The sequence below is a fragment of the Carboxylicivirga agarovorans genome (genome assembly GCF_050589845.1).
Taxonomy (GTDB): Bacteria; Bacteroidota; Bacteroidia; order Bacteroidales; family Marinilabiliaceae; genus Carboxylicivirga; species Carboxylicivirga agarovorans.
The window spans coordinates 1-18454 of record NZ_JBNGPA010000030.1 but is presented as its reverse complement, the minus strand read 5'-3'; the positions used below and the strand labels follow the sequence as shown (position 1 = coordinate 18454).

Below are 18454 nucleotides of genomic sequence, written 5' to 3'. Positions count from 1 at the left end.
TTTGTGAGCGCAAAGGTAGAAAAAAGCCAATACCGTCTTACTATTGCCGACCGCTTTTTAAGAAGAAATCTGTATCTGGTATTTTTTTAGTAATCCAACTAGCTGGTCTTGTGAAAATTTAGCTTTAACAATGTTGTTGTTTTCAGGATCAATTGTAAAGTTATAGCAGCTTGATAAATCGACCTTTGCCAGGTTGGTGTTGTCGAATAAGGCATTGCTGAAGTCACAGTTGTGAAATTTTGTTTTGGTCAGATTGCATGCTGCAAAATCAACCTCATGCAGGTGGCAATTAAGAAATGAGCAGCCTTTTAACTGCCGTTTGTAAAATGAGGAGAGGCGTAATTGACAGTTATCAAAGGATGCAGAAAAGAACAGGGTGTTGCATTCGTTAAACTGTAATCCGAGTAGCTTACAGTCTTTGAATTGCACATCTCTGAACAGGGTGCCTGATATATTAACATTACTTAAGTCGCAATTCATAAACCGGCATTCGGTAAACTGAAACTCTGCCAGGTTTTTGTCACTCAGTATACAATTGGTAAACAGACAATTTTCATATTCACCCGAAGGAAGTTCTTCGTTCGTGAAATCGATGTTGTTATAGTCTTGTTCTTCAAAGTAAGATCTGATCATCCCTAAAATTTGAAAGCTTGAATATTACCCTTTCAAATATAGTCACACGATTGTTATTATGCCTTCTTTCGCCACTGTTTATTGTTTGGCATTATATGATGCCTGGCACTGATCGTCAAAAGTCTTCCGATAAGGAGTAATAAAAAAAAGGCAGAACAACTTTCGTTACTCTGCCTTTTTGCAATATATTATTTGCTGATTGTTAGCTTAAAAACATATCAGAGAACTCCTGCTCAAAGAAGAATTCTTCAGCGCCAAAAGCAGGCTTTAAATCATCCATCCAAACAGCTTTGTCGTCATATTGAGCAAAGAACGGACGAGCAACCCAGTTGCTTTCGCGTCCCTGGATAAACTCAAGGCAGAATGCCTTTTCACCCTTCACTTCAGTGACACCAACAATTCGTACTTTACCAGGTGTACAAGACATACTTGGTCCCCTTACTGTACGACAAATTCCACTTACCTTCTGATAAGCCTTCTGGAAAATCTGCCATGCATCAACCAATGATACGCCAAAATACTTCTGAGCTCCGGTGTCACGTGCAATAAACATGTAGTAAGGTATTAAACCTAAACTAACCTGTTTTTGCCACATTGTTGACCAGATTTCAGGCTTGGCATTGATGTTATTTAATAACGGCGATTGAGTACGTATTTGAGTACCTGTTGCGCGTATTTTCTTGATAGCCTCTTGTACAGCTTCAGTTTCCAACTCACGGTAGTGGTTGAAGTGAGCCATAAATGCTAAAGAAATGCCAGCATCAGTAACTTTCTTAAATGCACCTAAAACTTCGTCTGCATCACTGTCGGTTAAATAGCGGTAAGGCCAGAAACCTAAGGTCTTAGAACCGATGCGAATGTTTTTTAAGTGGGGAATATTTGCTTCAACCAACGCTGTCAGATAAGCATCAAGCATTTTACCTTTCATCACCATTGGATCTCCACCTGTAATCAATAAATCGGTGATTTCAGGATGCTCCCTCAGGTATTCGATGACATAGTCAATTTCCTTCATGGCGAATTTCATTTCGTCCATGTTGGTAAATTGTGGCCAGCGGAAACAGAATGTACAGTAAGCATGACATGTTTGCCCCTGGGCTGGGAAGAATAACATTGTTTCATCGTATTTGTGCTGAACACCTGTTAGCTTAACGCCATTTAGTTCAGGAACATTGTATTCCATCTGCCCGGCCGGGTGAGGATTAAGTTTTTCACGAATCTTATTAGCTTCTTCCTTTATGGTTGCTTTATCGGCACCGCTTTTAAGAACTTCAGCCATGTGATTGAAATCTTCTTCTTCCAACATTCCTTTTTGAGGGAAGTTCAAGATGAAAATAGGATCTTCTTTGTAGTTATCCCAATCTATCAATTCGTCAACCACGTAGCTGTTAGTTTTAAATGGTAAAACAGTTCCAACTACTTCAATGCTAAAGATGTCTTCTTCCGAAAGTCTTTCTATTTGCGGAATTTGTCGATAATTGTGCAGCGCATAAATCTTATACTTCATAAGCAATCTCCTTTTTTGTTGATTCGGCAAATTTCGTGCGGAATCATTTGTTATTATTCCAAAACCGGTCATTTTAGAGAGTTGCTAACCTCCATTCCCACAGCAACATGACCGAAAGTTTCGGGGTGTTTATCATTACAAATGACGTGCCGCAAAAGTACGAAATAAAAAAATTAAATCAAAATTGTTTAACTTTCAATTGTATATTCTTAAAAGTTGATTAATATCAGTCACTTATAGAGGTGGTTCAGAAAATTTTTAAAAAATTACTTACAATGGTTAAGTATTTTTAACGAATTAACTCATTTCTATTAATATCAAGCTTTAAGAATACAAAGAGTAACAATGTGAAACCCCATAGGGACGATCCGCCATAACTAAAGAAAGGAAGGGGAATACCAATAACAGGAGCAAGGCCAATGGTCATGCCAATGTTAATGGCAAAGTGAAAAAAGAAGATGGCTGCAACACCATATCCGTATACCCTGCTAAAAGTCGAGTGCTGTTTCTCCGCCAGGAAAATAAGCCGTAATAGTAAGCCTAAAAACAATAGCACAACGGCGGTAGAACCAACAAAGCCCCACTCTTCACCAACAGTACAGTATATAAAATCGGTACTTTGCTCAGGAACAAAGTCAAATTTGGTTTGGGTACCCTGTAAATAACCTTTCCCGGTTAGTCCTCCAGAACCAATGGCAATTTTCGACTGGTTAACATTATAGCCTGCTCCCAGCGGATCTTCCTCCAATCCGAGTAATACGTTAATTCTGGTGCGTTGATAATGCGAGAGGATATCTTCGAAAAAGTAATCGGCTGATACGGTTAATATGATGGCACTCCACAGGATGATCAAATACGTTGGGACGAACTTATTAATTCGTTTGGCAATGGTCGTATAAATCAAATAAACACTTGTTACCACAACGGATGGGATGAGTATATATTCAAGATCAATATTAAAATTGAAATAGGCATAAGCTCCATAGCTTAATCCCAGGACGATAGCTCCAAAAATCACTGCTTTCATTAGCTCCTTGCGCGCGCCCTTAATATACAGAATGACCAAAACACTAATCACGATTAATCCAATGATGGTTGCATTGGGAATCATCAGGGTTAATGTTGCCACAATAGCGGCAATAACACCAAAGGTTAAAATGTATCCGGTTAAACCCTCGCGGTAAAATACAATGATGAAAACGCTGTATACCAATGCCGAACCGGTATCGTTTTGTAAAAGTATTAAGAGCATTGGAAATAAAACAACAGCACCGGCTTTCAGAATATCAGAGAACTTTTCAAACGAGAAGCCATATCGACTCAATGCCCTGGCAACGGCCAGGTTGGTAGCCATTTTTGATAACTCAGCAGGCTGGAAACGAATGGGTCCGATTTCAAACCACGATTTAGCCCCGTTTATCTCCTTACCAAATAAAAGAACAACAATCAGCAGAAGTATGGTTATGCCATAAAAGATATAGGCAAATTCAACATAGAATTTACTGTCGGTAATCAGTATCATACCTACAAAAACCAGCGAAAAACCAATCCACACCAGTTGCTTGAAATATTCTTTACTGGTATCAAAAAAGACAGGATTTTCGGGGTTAAAATTGGCGGCATAAATGTTTAACCAACCAAATATAACCAGAAGGCTGTATAAACCCACTGTAATCCAGTCTATGCTTTTATTGTAGTTTCTGTTTGCCATGAATTAAATCTCCTTCAAGCATGCGTTTTTCAATCCACTTTCTATAGGGTGTTGAAATAGTATCTGTCAAGTATTTTTCTACCATTAAACTGGCAATGGGAGCACCCCATGTTGCTCCAAACCCACCATTCTCAACATATACGGCAATGGCAATTTGCGGGTTGTCTTTAGGTGCAAAAGCCATAAAGATAGAGTGGTCATCACCATGTGGGTTTTGTGCTGTACCGGTCTTACCACATATGGTAATGCCAGGAATCTGGGCAATTCGGGCCGTACTACCTGCACCGCCCCAAACGGCCATTTCCATGCCGTTTACAATGGGCGCAAAGTGCTGCAGATCAATGTCTGTTTCATGGATTTCATTAAAACGGTCATCGATCATTTCATCTTCAATATCCTTTATAATATGCGGTGTCAGAAAATGACCACGGTTGGCAATCATAGCCGCCATATTAGCCATTTGCAATGGTGTTGTCAGCAATTCACCCTGACCTATGGATAGGGAGATAACAGTAAGTGAATTCCAGCTTTTCCGGTAAATCTTATCAAAAGTGCCTGAATTAGGCACAAAGCCCCTTGATTCATTTCTGAAGTCTGAGCCGAGCCGGTAACCAAAGCCAAATTTCACCAGGTAATCCTTCCAGGCATCAAAGGCATCCTGTATTCTGTCGTATTTGGGGTTGTCCAGTATGTCACGAAACTCATAGCAATAGAAGGCATTGCAAGAGTGTTGAATGGATTGTGACAAGTTAAGGGGTGAGTCATGAAGGTGACAGCCAACCGAAAGTCCCCGGGCAAAGTAACCCATGAAGCACTCATGTGTTGTATAAGGTTTTAATGTGCCTTCCTGCAGGCCAATCAAGGCATTGATGGTTTTAAATGTTGAGCCGGGAGGGTAGGATGACTGTACCGCCCGGTTGAGCAGTGGCTTTAATGTATCAGCCAGTAGCACAGGAAAATTCTTTGACCGGTCGCGCCCTATCAAAAGGGAAGGGTCGTAGTTGGGAGCTGAGATCAGGCTCAGGATTTCACCTGTTGATGGCTCTAAGGCAACAATACTTCCGACTTTGTTTTTCATCAGCAGTTCGCCATATTGCTGCAGTTCGATATCAAGAGAAAGGGTGATGTTTTTACCTGCTATGGCGGCTGTATCGTGACGGCCACCGCTAAAAGCTCCTTTTTCCCGTCCATGCACATCAACCAGCATGTACTTGACACCTTTTTTACCACGCAACTTTTGTTCGTAGGTCTGTTCAATGCCACTTACTCCAACGTAGTCGCCCTGCGAGTAGTATTTATCTTTCTTTAATTGAGATTCACTAATCTCACTTACATAACCCAGAACATGGGAAGAAGATGGGTATTCATATTTGCGCAGTGTACGTCCCTGAACAAAGAATCCTTTAAACTTGTACAATTTCTCCTGAAAGCTACCATATTGCTCAGCCGACAACTGTTTCATAAAAACAGAAGGCTTGTAGGAAGATATTTTTCGGCTTCTAATATCGGCACGCATCTGCACAAAGCGCTCGCGTAACTGTTCAATGCTTAGATCAAGTGATTCACAAAAATCGAGGGAGTCAAAGGCAACAATGTCCCTGGGTACCACCATTACATCGTATACGGCCTGATTCGAAACCAGTAGTTTGCCATTGCGGTCATATACCAGCCCGCGTGAAGGGTATTGTGTTACCTTACGTCGGGTGTTACTCTCAGCCGAAATGCTGTAAGATGTATCATACACCTGCAGAATGAAGAGTTTGCCAATGAATATCAAACCCAGACTCACCATAATGGTGGCGATTAGCAGTGTACGATTATTAATTCCTCCCACGGTTTACCTCCCTTGTTTCTTACCTTGACTAAATAGCTGAGCCACTAATATTAATAGTATTGTAAAAACAGAACTGCTGATGATACGCAGAAATGTTGAGAAAAAATGTGCTAATGAAAACACCTCTATAAAGAATAAAAAGGTGTGGTGAGCTAATACCAGGATGACCGAATATCTTATAAACCACGAAATGCCATAGTAACCCATGGTGGGTATGGTGCCTGGCTGGTATTCTTCACGCGGGGCAAAAAGGCGCAATACATAGGGGCGCAAATAACTCATAAAGACCGTGGCCGAGGCATGCATGCCCGGTGTATTACTGAATATGTCAACAACCATGCCCGACGAAAATCCCAGGAGCAGCAATAACCACCCGGGGGTCTCAAATGGAAGGGTGATGATAAACAGGATGTATAAGTAGGGGTTAACAAAACCGCTTAGCTGAATATTGTTCAGCACCAACACCTGTATCAGTGTAAAGAAGATAAAATTGAAGATATATCGCGGCAGGTAACTAATCATTTTCTGTCTCCTTTTCTAAATTAATTTGCTCGTCGTGTGTCGTATGCCCAATGACTTCAACAAATGCCAGGTTTTTGAAATCAACCGATAACTTAACCCTGATACGGTAGAAACTGGCTCCTTTATCCAGTTCAACTTCCTCTACATTCCCCAGTAATATTCCTTCGGGGAAGATGGACGAGTAGCCACTGGTAACAACAAGATCACCCACATTCACATTGGCATGGCGGGGGATGTCCAGTAAATAAACGTGCTGGTATGATGTGCCATTCCATTCAAGAGAGCCAAAAAAGCCAGATTCTTTAAGTTTGGCAGATAGCTTTAAACGGGTGTTGATAACAGAGATAACAGTCGAATAGTTATCGGACACGTTTTTTACAATGCCAACGGCGCCTTTGTTGGAGATAACCCCCATTTCAGGTTCAATACCGTTTAAACGCCCCTTGTTAAGAGTGATATAGTTAAAACGGCGATTGGTTGAATTGTTAATTACACGTGCCGACCGGTAAATATACTCCTGCATACTTGCCGAGTCGTTAACCAGGTTAAAATAGTCGCGCGAGGCACGAAACGATTCTGGCATACGGCTGCGCAGATAAGCATTTTCACGAGCCAGGTCTTCATTGATCTCTCGTAGCATCAGGTATTCGGCACCGGCGTTAAAGCGTTTGAAGATACCACCTGAAACAGCACTTGATGAAGATAGGAAAGAGGAGCGCTGGTAGGCGTTGTAGTTAAGTACGAGCAAAAGAGAAACTGCTTCAATAATAAAAAAGAGAATGGCAAAATGGTATTTTACAATAAAGCGGATAAAGTTTCTCATGCAACTATGATTGTTAGTAAAAAGCCAGTAGTCAGTATTTTACTTAGAGCTGAGCGATGAGTCCCCAATATCTATCGTGGGAGCTCATAGCTCACATCTCATTGTCTTATTTAATATACTGACTACTGTCTGTTATCTACTGACTAATTTATCTGATCAAATATGGCAATATGCGATGACGGTTTTTCAGTGCTATACCAGTACCACGAGCCACCGCATGCAACGGATCCTCGGCAATGTGGAAAGGAATATTGATTTTATCTGATAATCGCTTGTCTAAACCGCGCAGCAAGGCGCCACCACCAGCTAAGAAAATACCGTTCTTAACGATATCACTGTATAATTCAGGAGGTGTTTGCTCCAATGCTGACAATACCGCTGTTTCAATCTTAGAAATTGATTTCTCTAAACAGTGTGAGATTTCCTGGTATGAAACAGGCACCTCAATAGGTAAAGCTGTCATTTGGTTCGGACCCTGAACAATAAAATCCTGTGGGGGCTCATCCAACTCTGGCAAGGCCGAACCTACCTGGATTTTAATTTCCTCAGCTGTACGCTCGCCTACTTTAATATTATGCTGGCGACGCATGTATTCCATAATATCAGCTGTCAGGTCATCACCTGCAATACGAATGGACTTATTTGTTACAATACCGCCCAGTGAAATAACCGCGATTTCTGTTGTACCACCACCTATGTCGACCACCATGTTACCTTCTGGCGCTTCAACATCAAGTCCAATACCCAGCGCTGCTGCCATAGGCTCATAAATCATGTGTACCTCACGACCGCCTGCATGCTCCGATGAATCTCGTACCGCACGTATTTCTACTTCAGTACTTCCCGAAGGGATACAAACTACCATTGATAACGAAGGAGCAAAAAGACGTGGCTTTTGATTGATCATTTTGATCATGCCGCGAATCATCTGCTCTGCCGCGTTAAAGTCGGCAATTACACCATCGCGCAAAGGACGGATCGTGTAAATGTTATCGTGGGTTTTACCGTGCATCTGGCGAGCCTTTTCACCAATGGCTTCCAGTTTGTCGGATTTGCGGTTCAGCGCTACGATAGATGGCTCGTCAACAACGATTTTATCATTATGGATAATAATCGTGTTGGCTGTACCAAGGTCGATGGCTATTTCTTGCGATAAGAACGAAAATAGTCCCATTCAACTATATATTTTAGTGTTTAAAATGACGTTTTCCTGTAAATAACATTGCCATGCCAAACTCGTTGCAGGCTTCAATAACTTCGTCGTCACGGATACTTCCACCCGGCTCAACAATGTATTTTACACCATATTCATTGGCAGCCTCAATGCTGTCGCGGAATGGGAAAAATGCATCAGAGATAACAACTGAGTTAGCGATGTCAACACCTTCCTTCATGTTAAAACGAGGCATGGTTAACTGACGCATACTGTCAAGGCGGTTAGGTTGTCCCATACCTGCACCCGTTAGCCAGAATGAACCGTCAGCCTGCTCTGTCACTACCGCAATGGCGTTACTCTTAAGGTGCTTACAAGCTGTGATTCCAAATTTGGCCAATTCCATTTTGGTTGCATCAAACTGCTTGTCAGTTACATTTTTAAAATCTGAATCCACACCTTCATCTTCATCTTGTACCAAGATAGCACCACTAACCGAACGAATCAACTTTTCACCGGTAATTTCATTCTTAATTGGTGTTTCAAGTAAACGAAGGTTCTTTTTCTTAGCAAATACTTCCAATGCTTCAGCAGTATAGGCCGGTGCAATAATGATTTCAACAAAACGTTTGGCAAACCACTCTGCAATTTCACCGGTTACCGTATCGGTAAAGCAAATAATGCCACCAAAGGCAGAAATTGGGTCTCCCGCCCATGCCAGTTCCAAAGACTTCATAATGTCGTTGGTTACTGCCAAACCGCAAGGGTTAAGGTGTTTCACTACCGAAACAGCTTGTTTGCCGTCGATATGGGTTACTGAATGATAGGCATCGCTGGCTGCCTTCCACGCAGCGTCAGCATCAAGCATATTGTTGTATGAAAGCGCTTTTCCTTGCAATACATTGGCATTGGCCAATGAAGCGCCTTCTTTCACATTGTTGTATTTGTAGATGGTGGCTTTCTGATGCGGGTTCTCGCCGTATCGCAATACATCACCATTGTTAAGACTAATGCGTTCCATATCTTCTTTGTCTTTGTTAAAGAAGTTGGAGATAGCTGAGTCGTAATGTGACGAAACGCCAAATGCAGCTGCTGCAAATCTCATGCGGTCTTCCAATGATGATTCACCGTTTTTCTCTTTCAGAATAGCCAACAGGTCAGCATACTGATCTTTCGAAGGAACAATGATTACATCTTTGTAATTTTTAGCCGCTCCACGGATCAGGGAAATACCACCAATGTCAATCTTTTCAATAATATCCTGCAGTGGTGCGCCCGAAGCAACAGTTGCTTCAAACGGATAAAGGTCAACAATTACCAGGTCAATCTCCGGAATTTCATACTGCGCCAGTTGCTCCAGATCACCTTCGTTATCACGACGGGCCAAAATTCCACCAAATACCTTAGGGTGTAAAGTTTTTACACGCCCACCTAAAATAGAAGGGTAGCTGGTTAGGTCTTCAACGCGCTCACATGGCACATCTAAACCCTCAATAAAGGCTTGAGTTCCTCCTGTAGAATAGATAGTTACCCCTTGTTCATGGAGTGTTTTGATGATTTCATCAAGTCCGTCCTTATGAAAGACGGAAACCAATGCTGATTTAACCTTTTTTAAAGTATTCATTTATATCCGTTTAGTTCTTTCACGCAAAAATAAGAAAATAAGGGCAGTTAACAAGGTGCGATTTACATTTAATTAGAACGATTTTAGATTGTGAATTACCATAGATAATTCTTCTTTGTTTTCATGTATGAAGTGGTCTGTTTCAAAGTGGGTTGAAAGCTGGTATTAATCATATATAAAAGTCTGCCGCCACGTCAATTTGACAAATTGTTTTTTCAAGCTGTAAATAGCAGGCTATTTTTATGAAATATTGCCAATTGAACCCATTTACCATCAATACTGTTTCTCAATAAAACGCAGGTATGAAGCCAGGCATTAAAATACTAACGATAGTGCTGATAAGCATCTTTTACACAGTAAAAGTGGAGGCAAATGAATGGCAGCTCAAAAAAGATAAGAACGGCATACAGGTCTTTACAAAGCAAAAGGCTGACTCGGATATACACATGTATAAAGTGGTGGCTTCTGTAGCTGCCAAGCCTGATCAGGTCTACCGGCAGGTGGTTGACTTCGAGGGTAATTTAAAACACATGGAACTGGTTGACTCGCTTAATTTTTTGGAGCACAGAGTTGATGAGTTGTATCGAAACTACATGCATTTTAATATGCCGTGGCCGGTCAGAAACAGGGATTTGGTGGTCGAAATGCTGGTTGTTAAGGATGAGAAAGGAATATACCTGGAATCAAATAATTTACCCGAATATCTGCCGCGTAATGAAGGGATAATCCGTATTGATGAGTTTAGTGAAAAGTGGGTCATACAAAGTGGGAGTAATGCCGATGAGAGCCACATAGTAGTTACGGGCTGGGTTGATCCGGGAGGCTCAATACCCGATTGGGTGATCAGACTTACCAGCGTTAGTACGCCCTATCGGTTTATCTCCGGTATTATTGAGGAAGTTATGGCTGATCGCTAGGAACTATTACGAATTTCATTTATGCTCCGCTGTTATGCATGGTGTTAGTTGCTCGCCTGTTTTTTTGCAAAATAAATAGTTAAGTAGAGAATTTGCTCCCCTGATCTCGTGCCAATCCCTTCGCTTAGTCCTTTAAGCCCACGTGAAAAAGCATTCGCGCGCTGGCGTGTGTTTTTTGAGTGAGATATTTTATTTGTTAAGGTAAAATGACTTTTATATATGGTTGCTGTATAAAAATTATTAGTTTCGATTCAAATTCCTGACAAAATATTATGAATTACAAACTTAAACTCACAAATGACATTAGCCTTGATGAATTGAAATTAAAAGTAGATGCCGGTTACCGTTTCAAGGTTTTTCAATATTGCTTTTCTCCAATTTTTGCAACTTATTTTCCATTCTCACCAGCGTTCTTACTAAAGGATGATGAGCAAGGTAAACAGTATATGAAAAAATATATCTGGCTTTCATCTCTGTTTGGCTGGTGGGGCTTATACGGACCTTTGTACACGCTCAAAGCCATTAAGCTAAATGCAAAAGGAGGTTTGGACGTTACCGATGATATTATGCTCAATATTACTGAAGAAGATCTTTTAAACAATTGTGTTCAGTTGGCTCAAACAACAATTGTTTTCAGGAAACCGGAGCGCAGCGATATTAAAACAATGTCAAAACTGGTGCGTGATTATACTTATGATAATAACCTGAAAGAGTGTTATGCTGCATGGTCATTGGAATACGACAATGTGTTTTGTGTAGGTCTTAAAACAGAGAAAGATTTTCAGAAGTATGCTGATGTCTTTCAACAACATTTGAGTAAAAAGTTTTATAAACACATACAAATAGATCTGATTGATTTAAATGACAGAAATGAATTAACAGAACAGATGCGCAAACAAGGAGCCACTGTTATTGAGCGATAAACATGAAATTATGGATGGCTCTTAAATTATATGATCTGAAAGAAGATGTCATCCATTAAGGTCTTAAAAGCAAGCCTAATTGTCCTGTAAATTATAAACCAGCTGCCTATAAATGGCCACAGACCTCTCATCTCACTTCTCATCTCTCATCGCTCACCTCTCAAACCTCTCTCTAATCCCACACATAACACTTTGCACTGAATACTTTTTCAACTATCTTGCCATTAGAAACAAGACCAGCCCATGATTCTCGTATATAAATTTTTTAAAGAGAGTTTTCTTTTTGCCCTCAATGCTCTGCGAACAAATGTATTGCGTACCATTTTAACCTTATCAGGCGTAACCATAGGGATATTTTCCATTATATCGGTTTTTACATTGATTGATTTCCTTGAGAAGCAAGTGCGCGAAAGTATTGAGTCACTGGGTAACAATGTGGTATACATTCAAAAATGGCCCTGGACACCTCCTGAAGGTGAATCTGAATATCCCTGGTGGCGGTATATGAACCGACAGGTGCCCTCTTTAGATGATTATGAACAGATCAAACGCCGTTCACAAATTGCAGAAGATGTTTCCTATGTTATGTCATCACAAAAAATGCTGCAATACGAAGATAATTCCTACGACAATGTTGCGGTTATGGGTGTTTCAGAAGGGTTTGATAATATCTGGACTTTCGAAATAAGCGATGGCCGGTATTTTTCACCCTTTGAATCCATTAGTGGAGTGGGAGTGGCTGTGATTGGTGCTGAAATAGCAGATGAACTTTTCCGGGGAGTCGACCCTATTGGAAAGCGGGTGAAGATGATGGGGCGAAAATTAATGGTCATTGGCGTTATTCAGCGACAAGGGTCCGATATCTTTGGTAACAGCCTCGATAAAAATATGATCATACCGGTTAAATATGCCCGCACGCTATTTAATCTCCGCAGTGAATCGGTCAATCCGATGATTCTTGTTAAAGGTAAGGAGGGATATACCTCAGACGATATGGTGGATGAGTTAACCGGTGTTATGAGGGCGATCCGCCGCATAAAGCCACAGGGAGACAATGATTTTGCGCTGAATCGTATCAGCCTGGTGCAAAAGAACTTTGACAGCCTTTTTGATTTCATTGACCTGGCTGGTTGGTTTATTGGTGGCTTCTCCATTTTAGTGGGGGGTTTTGGTATTGCCAATATCATGTTTGTATCGGTAAAGGAACGGACGCGGATCATTGGCATTCAAAAGGCATTGGGAGCCAAGCGAAAATTTATTCTTTTACAGTTTTTGATTGAAAGTACAGTTCTGTCATTACTGGGCGGACTGGCTGGCCTGCTAATAATATTTGGTATAGCCCTAACAGTTAGTCTGATCACCGATTCAGAGATGGCTCTGACCTTGCTTAATATTATGAAAGGAATCGGTATATCATCATTTATAGGAATTGTATCTGGTTTTATTCCTGCCTGGAAAGCCTCTAAAATGGATCCTGTGGAAGCAATAAATTCCCTGTAAAATATACAGGCCTGTCAGGATTTAAAAACCTGACAGGTCTAAGCTAAACAAAATGCGTCTCATCTTTTTTATTCTATTGTCAAGAAGTCTAACATCTAATAGTCTTATAGTATGAACCTATTATTAATATCCAATTCAACCATGGCCGGCGAGGCCTACCTCGATTATCCAAAACATAACATCGCCGATTTCTTAGGTAAAGAAAAGGTAAAGTGCTTATTCATCCCTTATGCAGGGGTTACCGTTTCTTTCGATGATTATGAGGCAAAAGTAAAAAGCCGTTTCAATGAAGTAGGGCATGATGTGGTGTCAATCCATCATTTTGATGATCCTGTTAAAGCTGTTGAAGAGGCTGATGCCATTGTTGTAGGAGGAGGAAGTACATGGCGTTTGTTACGCATGATTAACGATAATAAGCTAACTGAGCCAATCCGTAAAAAGGTATTGGGTGGTACAAAATATATTGGCTGGAGTGCGGGTTCCAACCTGGCTTGTCCAACCATTAAAACAACCAACGACATGCCTATTATCGACCCACTTGGATTTGATGCGCTAAACCTGGTTCCTTACCAGATCAACCCACATTACCTGGACGCAAATCCTGAAGGGCACGGCGGAGAAACCAGGGAAGAACGTATTATGGAATTTTTAGTGGTGAATCAGGATACAACTGTGGTTGGCCTGCGTGAAGGCTGCATGTTTGTATATAATGAAGGTAAGATCAGCTATACCGGTAAATTGCCATTGCGCGTTTTTCAATATGGTAAAGAGCCGTATGAAGTGCGGCCTGATGCTGATTTCGACTTTTTACTGGGATAAAAATTGATAATAATCGTTAAAAGATAGTAAAGCTATCATATAAAATAGGCATTCGCTTATTTTGGCATGTCATTTGTTTTGTACGCTCCTGAAATTTTAAAATAGGAACTATGAAAGATTTTTTCAGGACGTACAAAAATGACATTCCAGCCGGATTAGTAGTTTATTTGGTTGCCTTGCCATTGTGTTTGGGTATTGCCCTGGCCTCAGGAGCGCCATTGTTTGCCGGTGTTATAACAGGTATTATTGGAGGTATTGTAGTTGGTTTGTTATCCGACTCACGATTAAGCGTTAGTGGGCCTGCCGCAGGTTTAACGGTTATCGTATTTGCAGCAATCGCCACATTGGGCTCTTTTGAAATCTTCTTACTGGCAGTAGTTATCTCTGGCCTTATACAATTAGTATTGGGCTATGCCAGAGCAGGGGTAATAGGTCACTTTTTCCCATCATCCGTAATTACCGGGATGTTAACAGCCATTGGTTTAAGTATTATTCTTAAGCAAATACCCCATGCCTTTGGTTACGACCTGACAGGTATTGACACAGCTGCCTTTGAAGATAAATATGGACACAACACCTTTTCTGAATTGTATTATATGATGGAAGCAATTCTTCCGGGTGCTGTAATAATTAGTGTGTTGTCAATGGCCATATTGTTCTTATGGGATTCTAAACTCATAAAGAATATACCCGGTATGAAGTTAATACCAGGTCCACTTGTGGTGGTGGTTATGGGAGTTATACTTAATGAGGTATTCAAATCGTCGGCCCCTGGTTTGGCGCTTGGATCCACCCATCTGGTATCATTGCCCGAAATGAGTGGTTTTAGCTCATTGATTGAAGAATTACGTTTTCCCCAGTTCAGTGCGATCACAAATCCTGATGTATGGGTGGTGGCATTCACAATAGCTATAGTGGGTAGTCTGGAATCATTACTGAGTTTAGATGCTACCGATAAACTAGACCCGGCCAAACGTATTGCATCACCTAACAAGGAATTAAAAGCCCAGGGTTGGGGTAATATTCTTGCCGGTATGTTTGGTGGTTTACCATTAACAGCCGTAATAGTGCGGAGTTCTGCTAATGTTAACTCAGGGGGGAAAGGTAAATTATCGGCAGTTTTCCATGGAGTCCTGCTTTTATTAAGTGTGTTGTTTTTCGCACCTTATCTTAATTATATTCCTTTGTCTGCACTGGCCGCTGTACTGATTCATGTTGGTTTGAAGCTGAACAAGGTGTCTATATATAAAGATGCCATTAAGAAGGGAACCAATCAGTATATCCCATTCTTTGCAACCATCATTGTGATTTTATTGACCGATTTGTTAAAGGGTATAACCTTTGGTATTGTTGTTGGATTCATCTTTGTCTTGAAATCGAACTTCCGTTCAGGTATTATTTTATCGAAAGTTGGTAACAACTATATGATTCAGATAACACGTAACCTGTATTTCTTTAATAAAGCCAACGTGCGTCGAACCTTGCAACACCTGCCTCCAGGTGTCAATCTGATCATCGACGGAACAGATGTAGATTTTATAGACAATGATATATTAATGGCTTTTGATGATTTTATTTCATCTACTGCTGAGCAAAACAATATCAAAGTCACTATCAAACAAAGTGAAACGGCAGCCATCCCGATGTTCAGGAAAATGGCAGCTTAATTATTAACCAATCTTAAACGAGCAGATATGAAGTCATACGATCAAATATTTTTAGCAAACAGGGCATGGGTGCAGACCATTAACAATGTTGATGAGGATTATTTTAAGAATTTATCATTAGGACAGGAGCCAAAGTATTTTTGGATTGGTTGTGCTGATAGCCGTATGTCTGAAACAACCATTACGCGAGGTAAGCTTGGTGAGTTCTTTGTTCACCGTAATGTGGCAAACCTGGTGCACGAAGAAGACGATAACCTGATGGCGGCTCTGCGCTATGCTGTCGACTACCTGAAGGTAAAACACATTGTTGTTGCCGGTCATTATAGTTGTGGAGGTGTAAAAGCAGCCTACGATGGTTTGCAGGATCCTTACCTGAGCGGGTGGATAGGTGATATTAAAGAAACATTAGACAGTAATGAAAAGGAGATAGCCGGCATTGGCGATGAAATAAAAAAGCTCGATCGCTTATCTGAGTTAAGCATCGTTAAGCAAGTGAATAAACTGGCATCGATGGATATTATTAAAGATGCATGGGCAAGGGGACAACGTCTTTTTATACATGGATGGGTCTTTGATATATCAACAGGTGAGCTGAATTCACTAAAGGAAATTCATCCTGATGATATGATAAAATAGATAACGATCAGGTTATATTAAAGAATATGTCCTAAATGAACGATCCTTCTCGCTAAGGACTCAAAGGGAAGAGAAACGCAAAGCCACAAGGTGTAAGTTATTAACTTTTACACTTTGTGGTCTTTATGCATTTCCTGGCGGACTTTTGCGTGAAACATAGATTTTGGCCAACCTTTTTGTTTTCAATAATGTTAATGAAATAGTTGAACACTTATTCTTATCGTATTACAAATGGCAGAAAATAAAACTCAACCCACCAATGCTGATGCACGTGCATTTGTCAATGCAGTGGAGCACAGGCAACGTCGTGAAGATGGTCTTGTAATTCTTGAATTAATGGAACGGCTTAGTGCTAACCAGGCTGTTATGTGGGGAGGATCAATTATTGGCTTTGGTAACTATACTTATAAATATGCCAGTGGCCGGAGTGGTGATTGGTTTATTGTTGGATTTTCACCACGAAAGCAGAATCTTACCTTGTACTTAATGTGTGGTTTTGAGAAAGTGCAACATTTACTCGACAGGCTGGGAAAGCATAAAACGGGTAAGGGGTGTTTATACATTAATAAATTAAGTGATATTGATATGGATGTTCTATCAGAGCTAATCCTAAAAGCAATAGAGATTCACAAGCAAAACGGTAATGGTCATTGTTAAGCATGATGGGATTTGATTACCTGTTTCGCTAGACTTATTTCTAATTCAGAATATAGATACCACGGCTTCAAAGTCATTGATCATTTTAAATATAGAAAAGCAGTTTATACAGATGAAACTAAGCTATTACCGTCTTGGCAATGCGAATGATGATTTGTTTCCCGCATTTTGGAAATTATATGAGAACGCATTTCCCCTTATGGAAAGACGTGATTTGGTATTGCAAAAGAAAGTATTGACACAGGAGATATACCATTGTGATGTGATTCTTAATGATCAAGAATGCGTTGGTATTATTTTGTGGTGGCAATTCAATAATGCTGTTTATATTGAACATCTGGCCATAGAAGATAAATGGCGGGGACAAGGATTGGGGGCTCAGGTGCTGAATGATTTTATGAACGGAAATGAGCAGCGTATTATATTAGAAGTAGAGCTGCCTGACAAAACGATTAATAAAAGACGAATTACTTTTTACCAGCGAATAGGTTTTAAGCTAAATAACTATAAGCATAAACAATGGCCTTTACGGAGAAACGGCGAAGAGCTGGATCTGTTACTGATGTCATTTCCCAATTTACTCACCAGTTCTGAATTTAAGGAGTTTCAAATAGAGTTAAAGGAACGCTGTTTCCTGTCTTTTCAGGATTACATCGTATAAACCTGGCATATCAGGTATTGAATACTAAGGCATTTAACGTATTGTTGGCGTTCTTGAGTGGACGTTTCTCGCTAAACATGCAAAGTATATCGTCTGACGATTCTATTATTTGCGCGCTTTGCGTTTTTTTCTTTGCTGGCCTATGGTGAATTGTTTTTCACTTTGGCGCCCTTTTTTTATACCCCACTACCCATCACTTCCAATACACTTTAATGCCAAACCCAGTTTAAACACATAATAAACACATACCAAATACAGATTAAATTCAGCCCGAGTCGAATTTAGTCTGAGTTTGGTCTGAGTTTGGTCTGAGTTTAATTTGAGTTTAATTGGAAAGAACTAACAGGCGACTAGCTCTTAAAAACAGCATTGATAAGCTGACTGAAGAAGGCTCCATCAAGCGCCCTCAAATTTCTTAAAAAAATATTCCCCCGATAATCGCCATCAAATCAACTCTTAAGCGCCGACCGGGAAAGATTCCTTCAAAAAATTGTGATTTTACATTTGGAGATGCGGAAAAAACTCCCTTATTTTGCACCCGCTTTTGAGAACAACGGTTCATCTGAAAGGCACGGTTGATAAGGGATTTAGCTCGTTTATCGACACATAATGACAGGCAAAGTGAAAGGGAGTATTGACAACAAAAGCCGGGTATGTTATCTTGCAAGTTCGCGTCAAAAAATAAGTCAAAAAATTTTCAAAAATAATTTTGGAAAATAGAATAAAAACTTCTTACCTTTGCAGCCGCTTCTCAAACGAGAGAGGTTGAAATGAAAAGAAAAGGACAGTGGTGAAACACTCACTTTTACAAGAGCGAAAAGCTCAAAAGATCTTTGAAAATATTGGATAGTACCTATTTTAAACGAT

Annotated in this window: 16 protein-coding genes; 8 read left to right on the top strand and 8 right to left on the bottom strand. The window is 40.4% G+C overall.

What is annotated here, in order from left to right:
* Positions 1-57: 57 nt before the first annotated feature.
* The 8 genes from ACRD69_RS20125 to purH all read right to left on the bottom strand — a co-directional run bounded on the left by ACRD69_RS20125 (position 58) and on the right by purH (position 9807).
* On the bottom strand, positions 58-633 hold the full coding sequence (locus ACRD69_RS20125; protein WP_430816937.1) for a pentapeptide repeat-containing protein: 576 nt from the start codon (positions 631-633) through the stop codon (positions 58-60).
* Between the two features lie 202 nt (positions 634-835).
* Complete coding sequence (locus tag ACRD69_RS20120) at positions 836-2140, bottom strand: KamA family radical SAM protein (protein WP_430816936.1); 1305 nt, start codon at positions 2138-2140, stop codon at positions 836-838.
* Between the two features lie 289 nt (positions 2141-2429).
* Positions 2430-3851: a rod shape-determining protein RodA gene (rodA, locus tag ACRD69_RS20115; RefSeq protein WP_430816935.1), complete on the bottom strand. Its 1422-nt coding sequence runs from the start codon at positions 3849-3851 to the stop codon at positions 2430-2432.
* A complete protein-coding gene (mrdA, locus tag ACRD69_RS20110) occupies positions 3829-5685 on the bottom strand; it encodes a penicillin-binding protein 2 (protein ID WP_430816934.1) in 1857 nt (618 codons plus the stop codon). Before mrdA ends, rodA begins: the two co-directional genes overlap by 23 nt.
* Positions 5686-5688: 3 nt before the next feature.
* Positions 5689-6207, bottom strand: coding sequence for a rod shape-determining protein MreD (mreD, locus tag ACRD69_RS20105; protein WP_430816933.1), 519 nt, complete (start codon positions 6205-6207; stop codon positions 5689-5691).
* The gene (mreC, locus tag ACRD69_RS20100; RefSeq protein ID WP_430816932.1) at positions 6200-7030 is read right to left on the bottom strand and encodes a rod shape-determining protein MreC; all 831 of its coding nucleotides are present in this window, start codon (positions 7028-7030) and stop codon (positions 6200-6202) included. The genes mreD and mreC overlap by 8 nt, the downstream gene beginning before the upstream one ends.
* A gap of 148 nt (positions 7031-7178) precedes the next feature.
* Entirely contained in the window at positions 7179-8204 is a 1026-nt protein-coding gene (locus ACRD69_RS20095; RefSeq protein ID WP_430816931.1) for a rod shape-determining protein, read from the bottom strand.
* 13 nt (positions 8205-8217) lie between these two features.
* A complete protein-coding gene (gene purH / locus ACRD69_RS20090; protein ID WP_430816930.1) occupies positions 8218-9807 on the bottom strand; it encodes a bifunctional phosphoribosylaminoimidazolecarboxamide formyltransferase/IMP cyclohydrolase in 1590 nt (529 codons plus the stop codon).
* Positions 9808-10109: 302 nt separating this feature from the next.
* Here purH and ACRD69_RS20085 point away from each other — a divergent pair, with 302 nt between their 5' ends.
* From ACRD69_RS20085 to ACRD69_RS20050, 8 genes are all read left to right on the top strand, one after another.
* Positions 10110-10724 carry an SRPBCC family protein gene (locus ACRD69_RS20085; RefSeq protein ID WP_430816929.1) on the top strand — a complete coding sequence of 205 codons (615 nt, stop codon included), beginning with the start codon at positions 10110-10112 and terminating at the stop codon, positions 10722-10724.
* Between the two features lie 272 nt (positions 10725-10996).
* On the top strand, positions 10997-11647 hold the full coding sequence (locus ACRD69_RS20080) for a hypothetical protein (protein WP_430816928.1): 651 nt from the start codon (positions 10997-10999) through the stop codon (positions 11645-11647).
* 243 nt (positions 11648-11890) lie between these two features.
* Entirely contained in the window at positions 11891-13147 is a 1257-nt protein-coding gene (locus ACRD69_RS20075; protein WP_430816927.1) for an ABC transporter permease, read from the top strand.
* Between the two features lie 111 nt (positions 13148-13258).
* Complete coding sequence (gene pepE, locus ACRD69_RS20070; RefSeq protein ID WP_430816926.1) at positions 13259-13966, top strand: dipeptidase PepE; 708 nt, start codon at positions 13259-13261, stop codon at positions 13964-13966.
* A gap of 110 nt (positions 13967-14076) precedes the next feature.
* Positions 14077-15633 (top strand): SulP family inorganic anion transporter, encoded by a 1557-nt coding sequence (locus ACRD69_RS20065; protein ID WP_430816925.1) that lies wholly within the window; start codon positions 14077-14079, stop codon positions 15631-15633.
* 27 nt (positions 15634-15660) lie between these two features.
* Positions 15661-16269, top strand: a complete 609-nt coding sequence (locus tag ACRD69_RS20060) for a carbonic anhydrase (RefSeq protein ID WP_430816924.1) — start codon at positions 15661-15663, stop codon at positions 16267-16269.
* Positions 16270-16500: 231 nt separating this feature from the next.
* Positions 16501-16926 carry a DUF1801 domain-containing protein gene (locus ACRD69_RS20055; protein ID WP_430816923.1) on the top strand — a complete coding sequence of 142 codons (426 nt, stop codon included), beginning with the start codon at positions 16501-16503 and terminating at the stop codon, positions 16924-16926.
* Between the two features lie 112 nt (positions 16927-17038).
* Complete coding sequence (locus ACRD69_RS20050; protein WP_430816922.1) at positions 17039-17587, top strand: GNAT family N-acetyltransferase; 549 nt, start codon at positions 17039-17041, stop codon at positions 17585-17587.
* Positions 17588-18454: the final 867 nt, after the last annotated feature.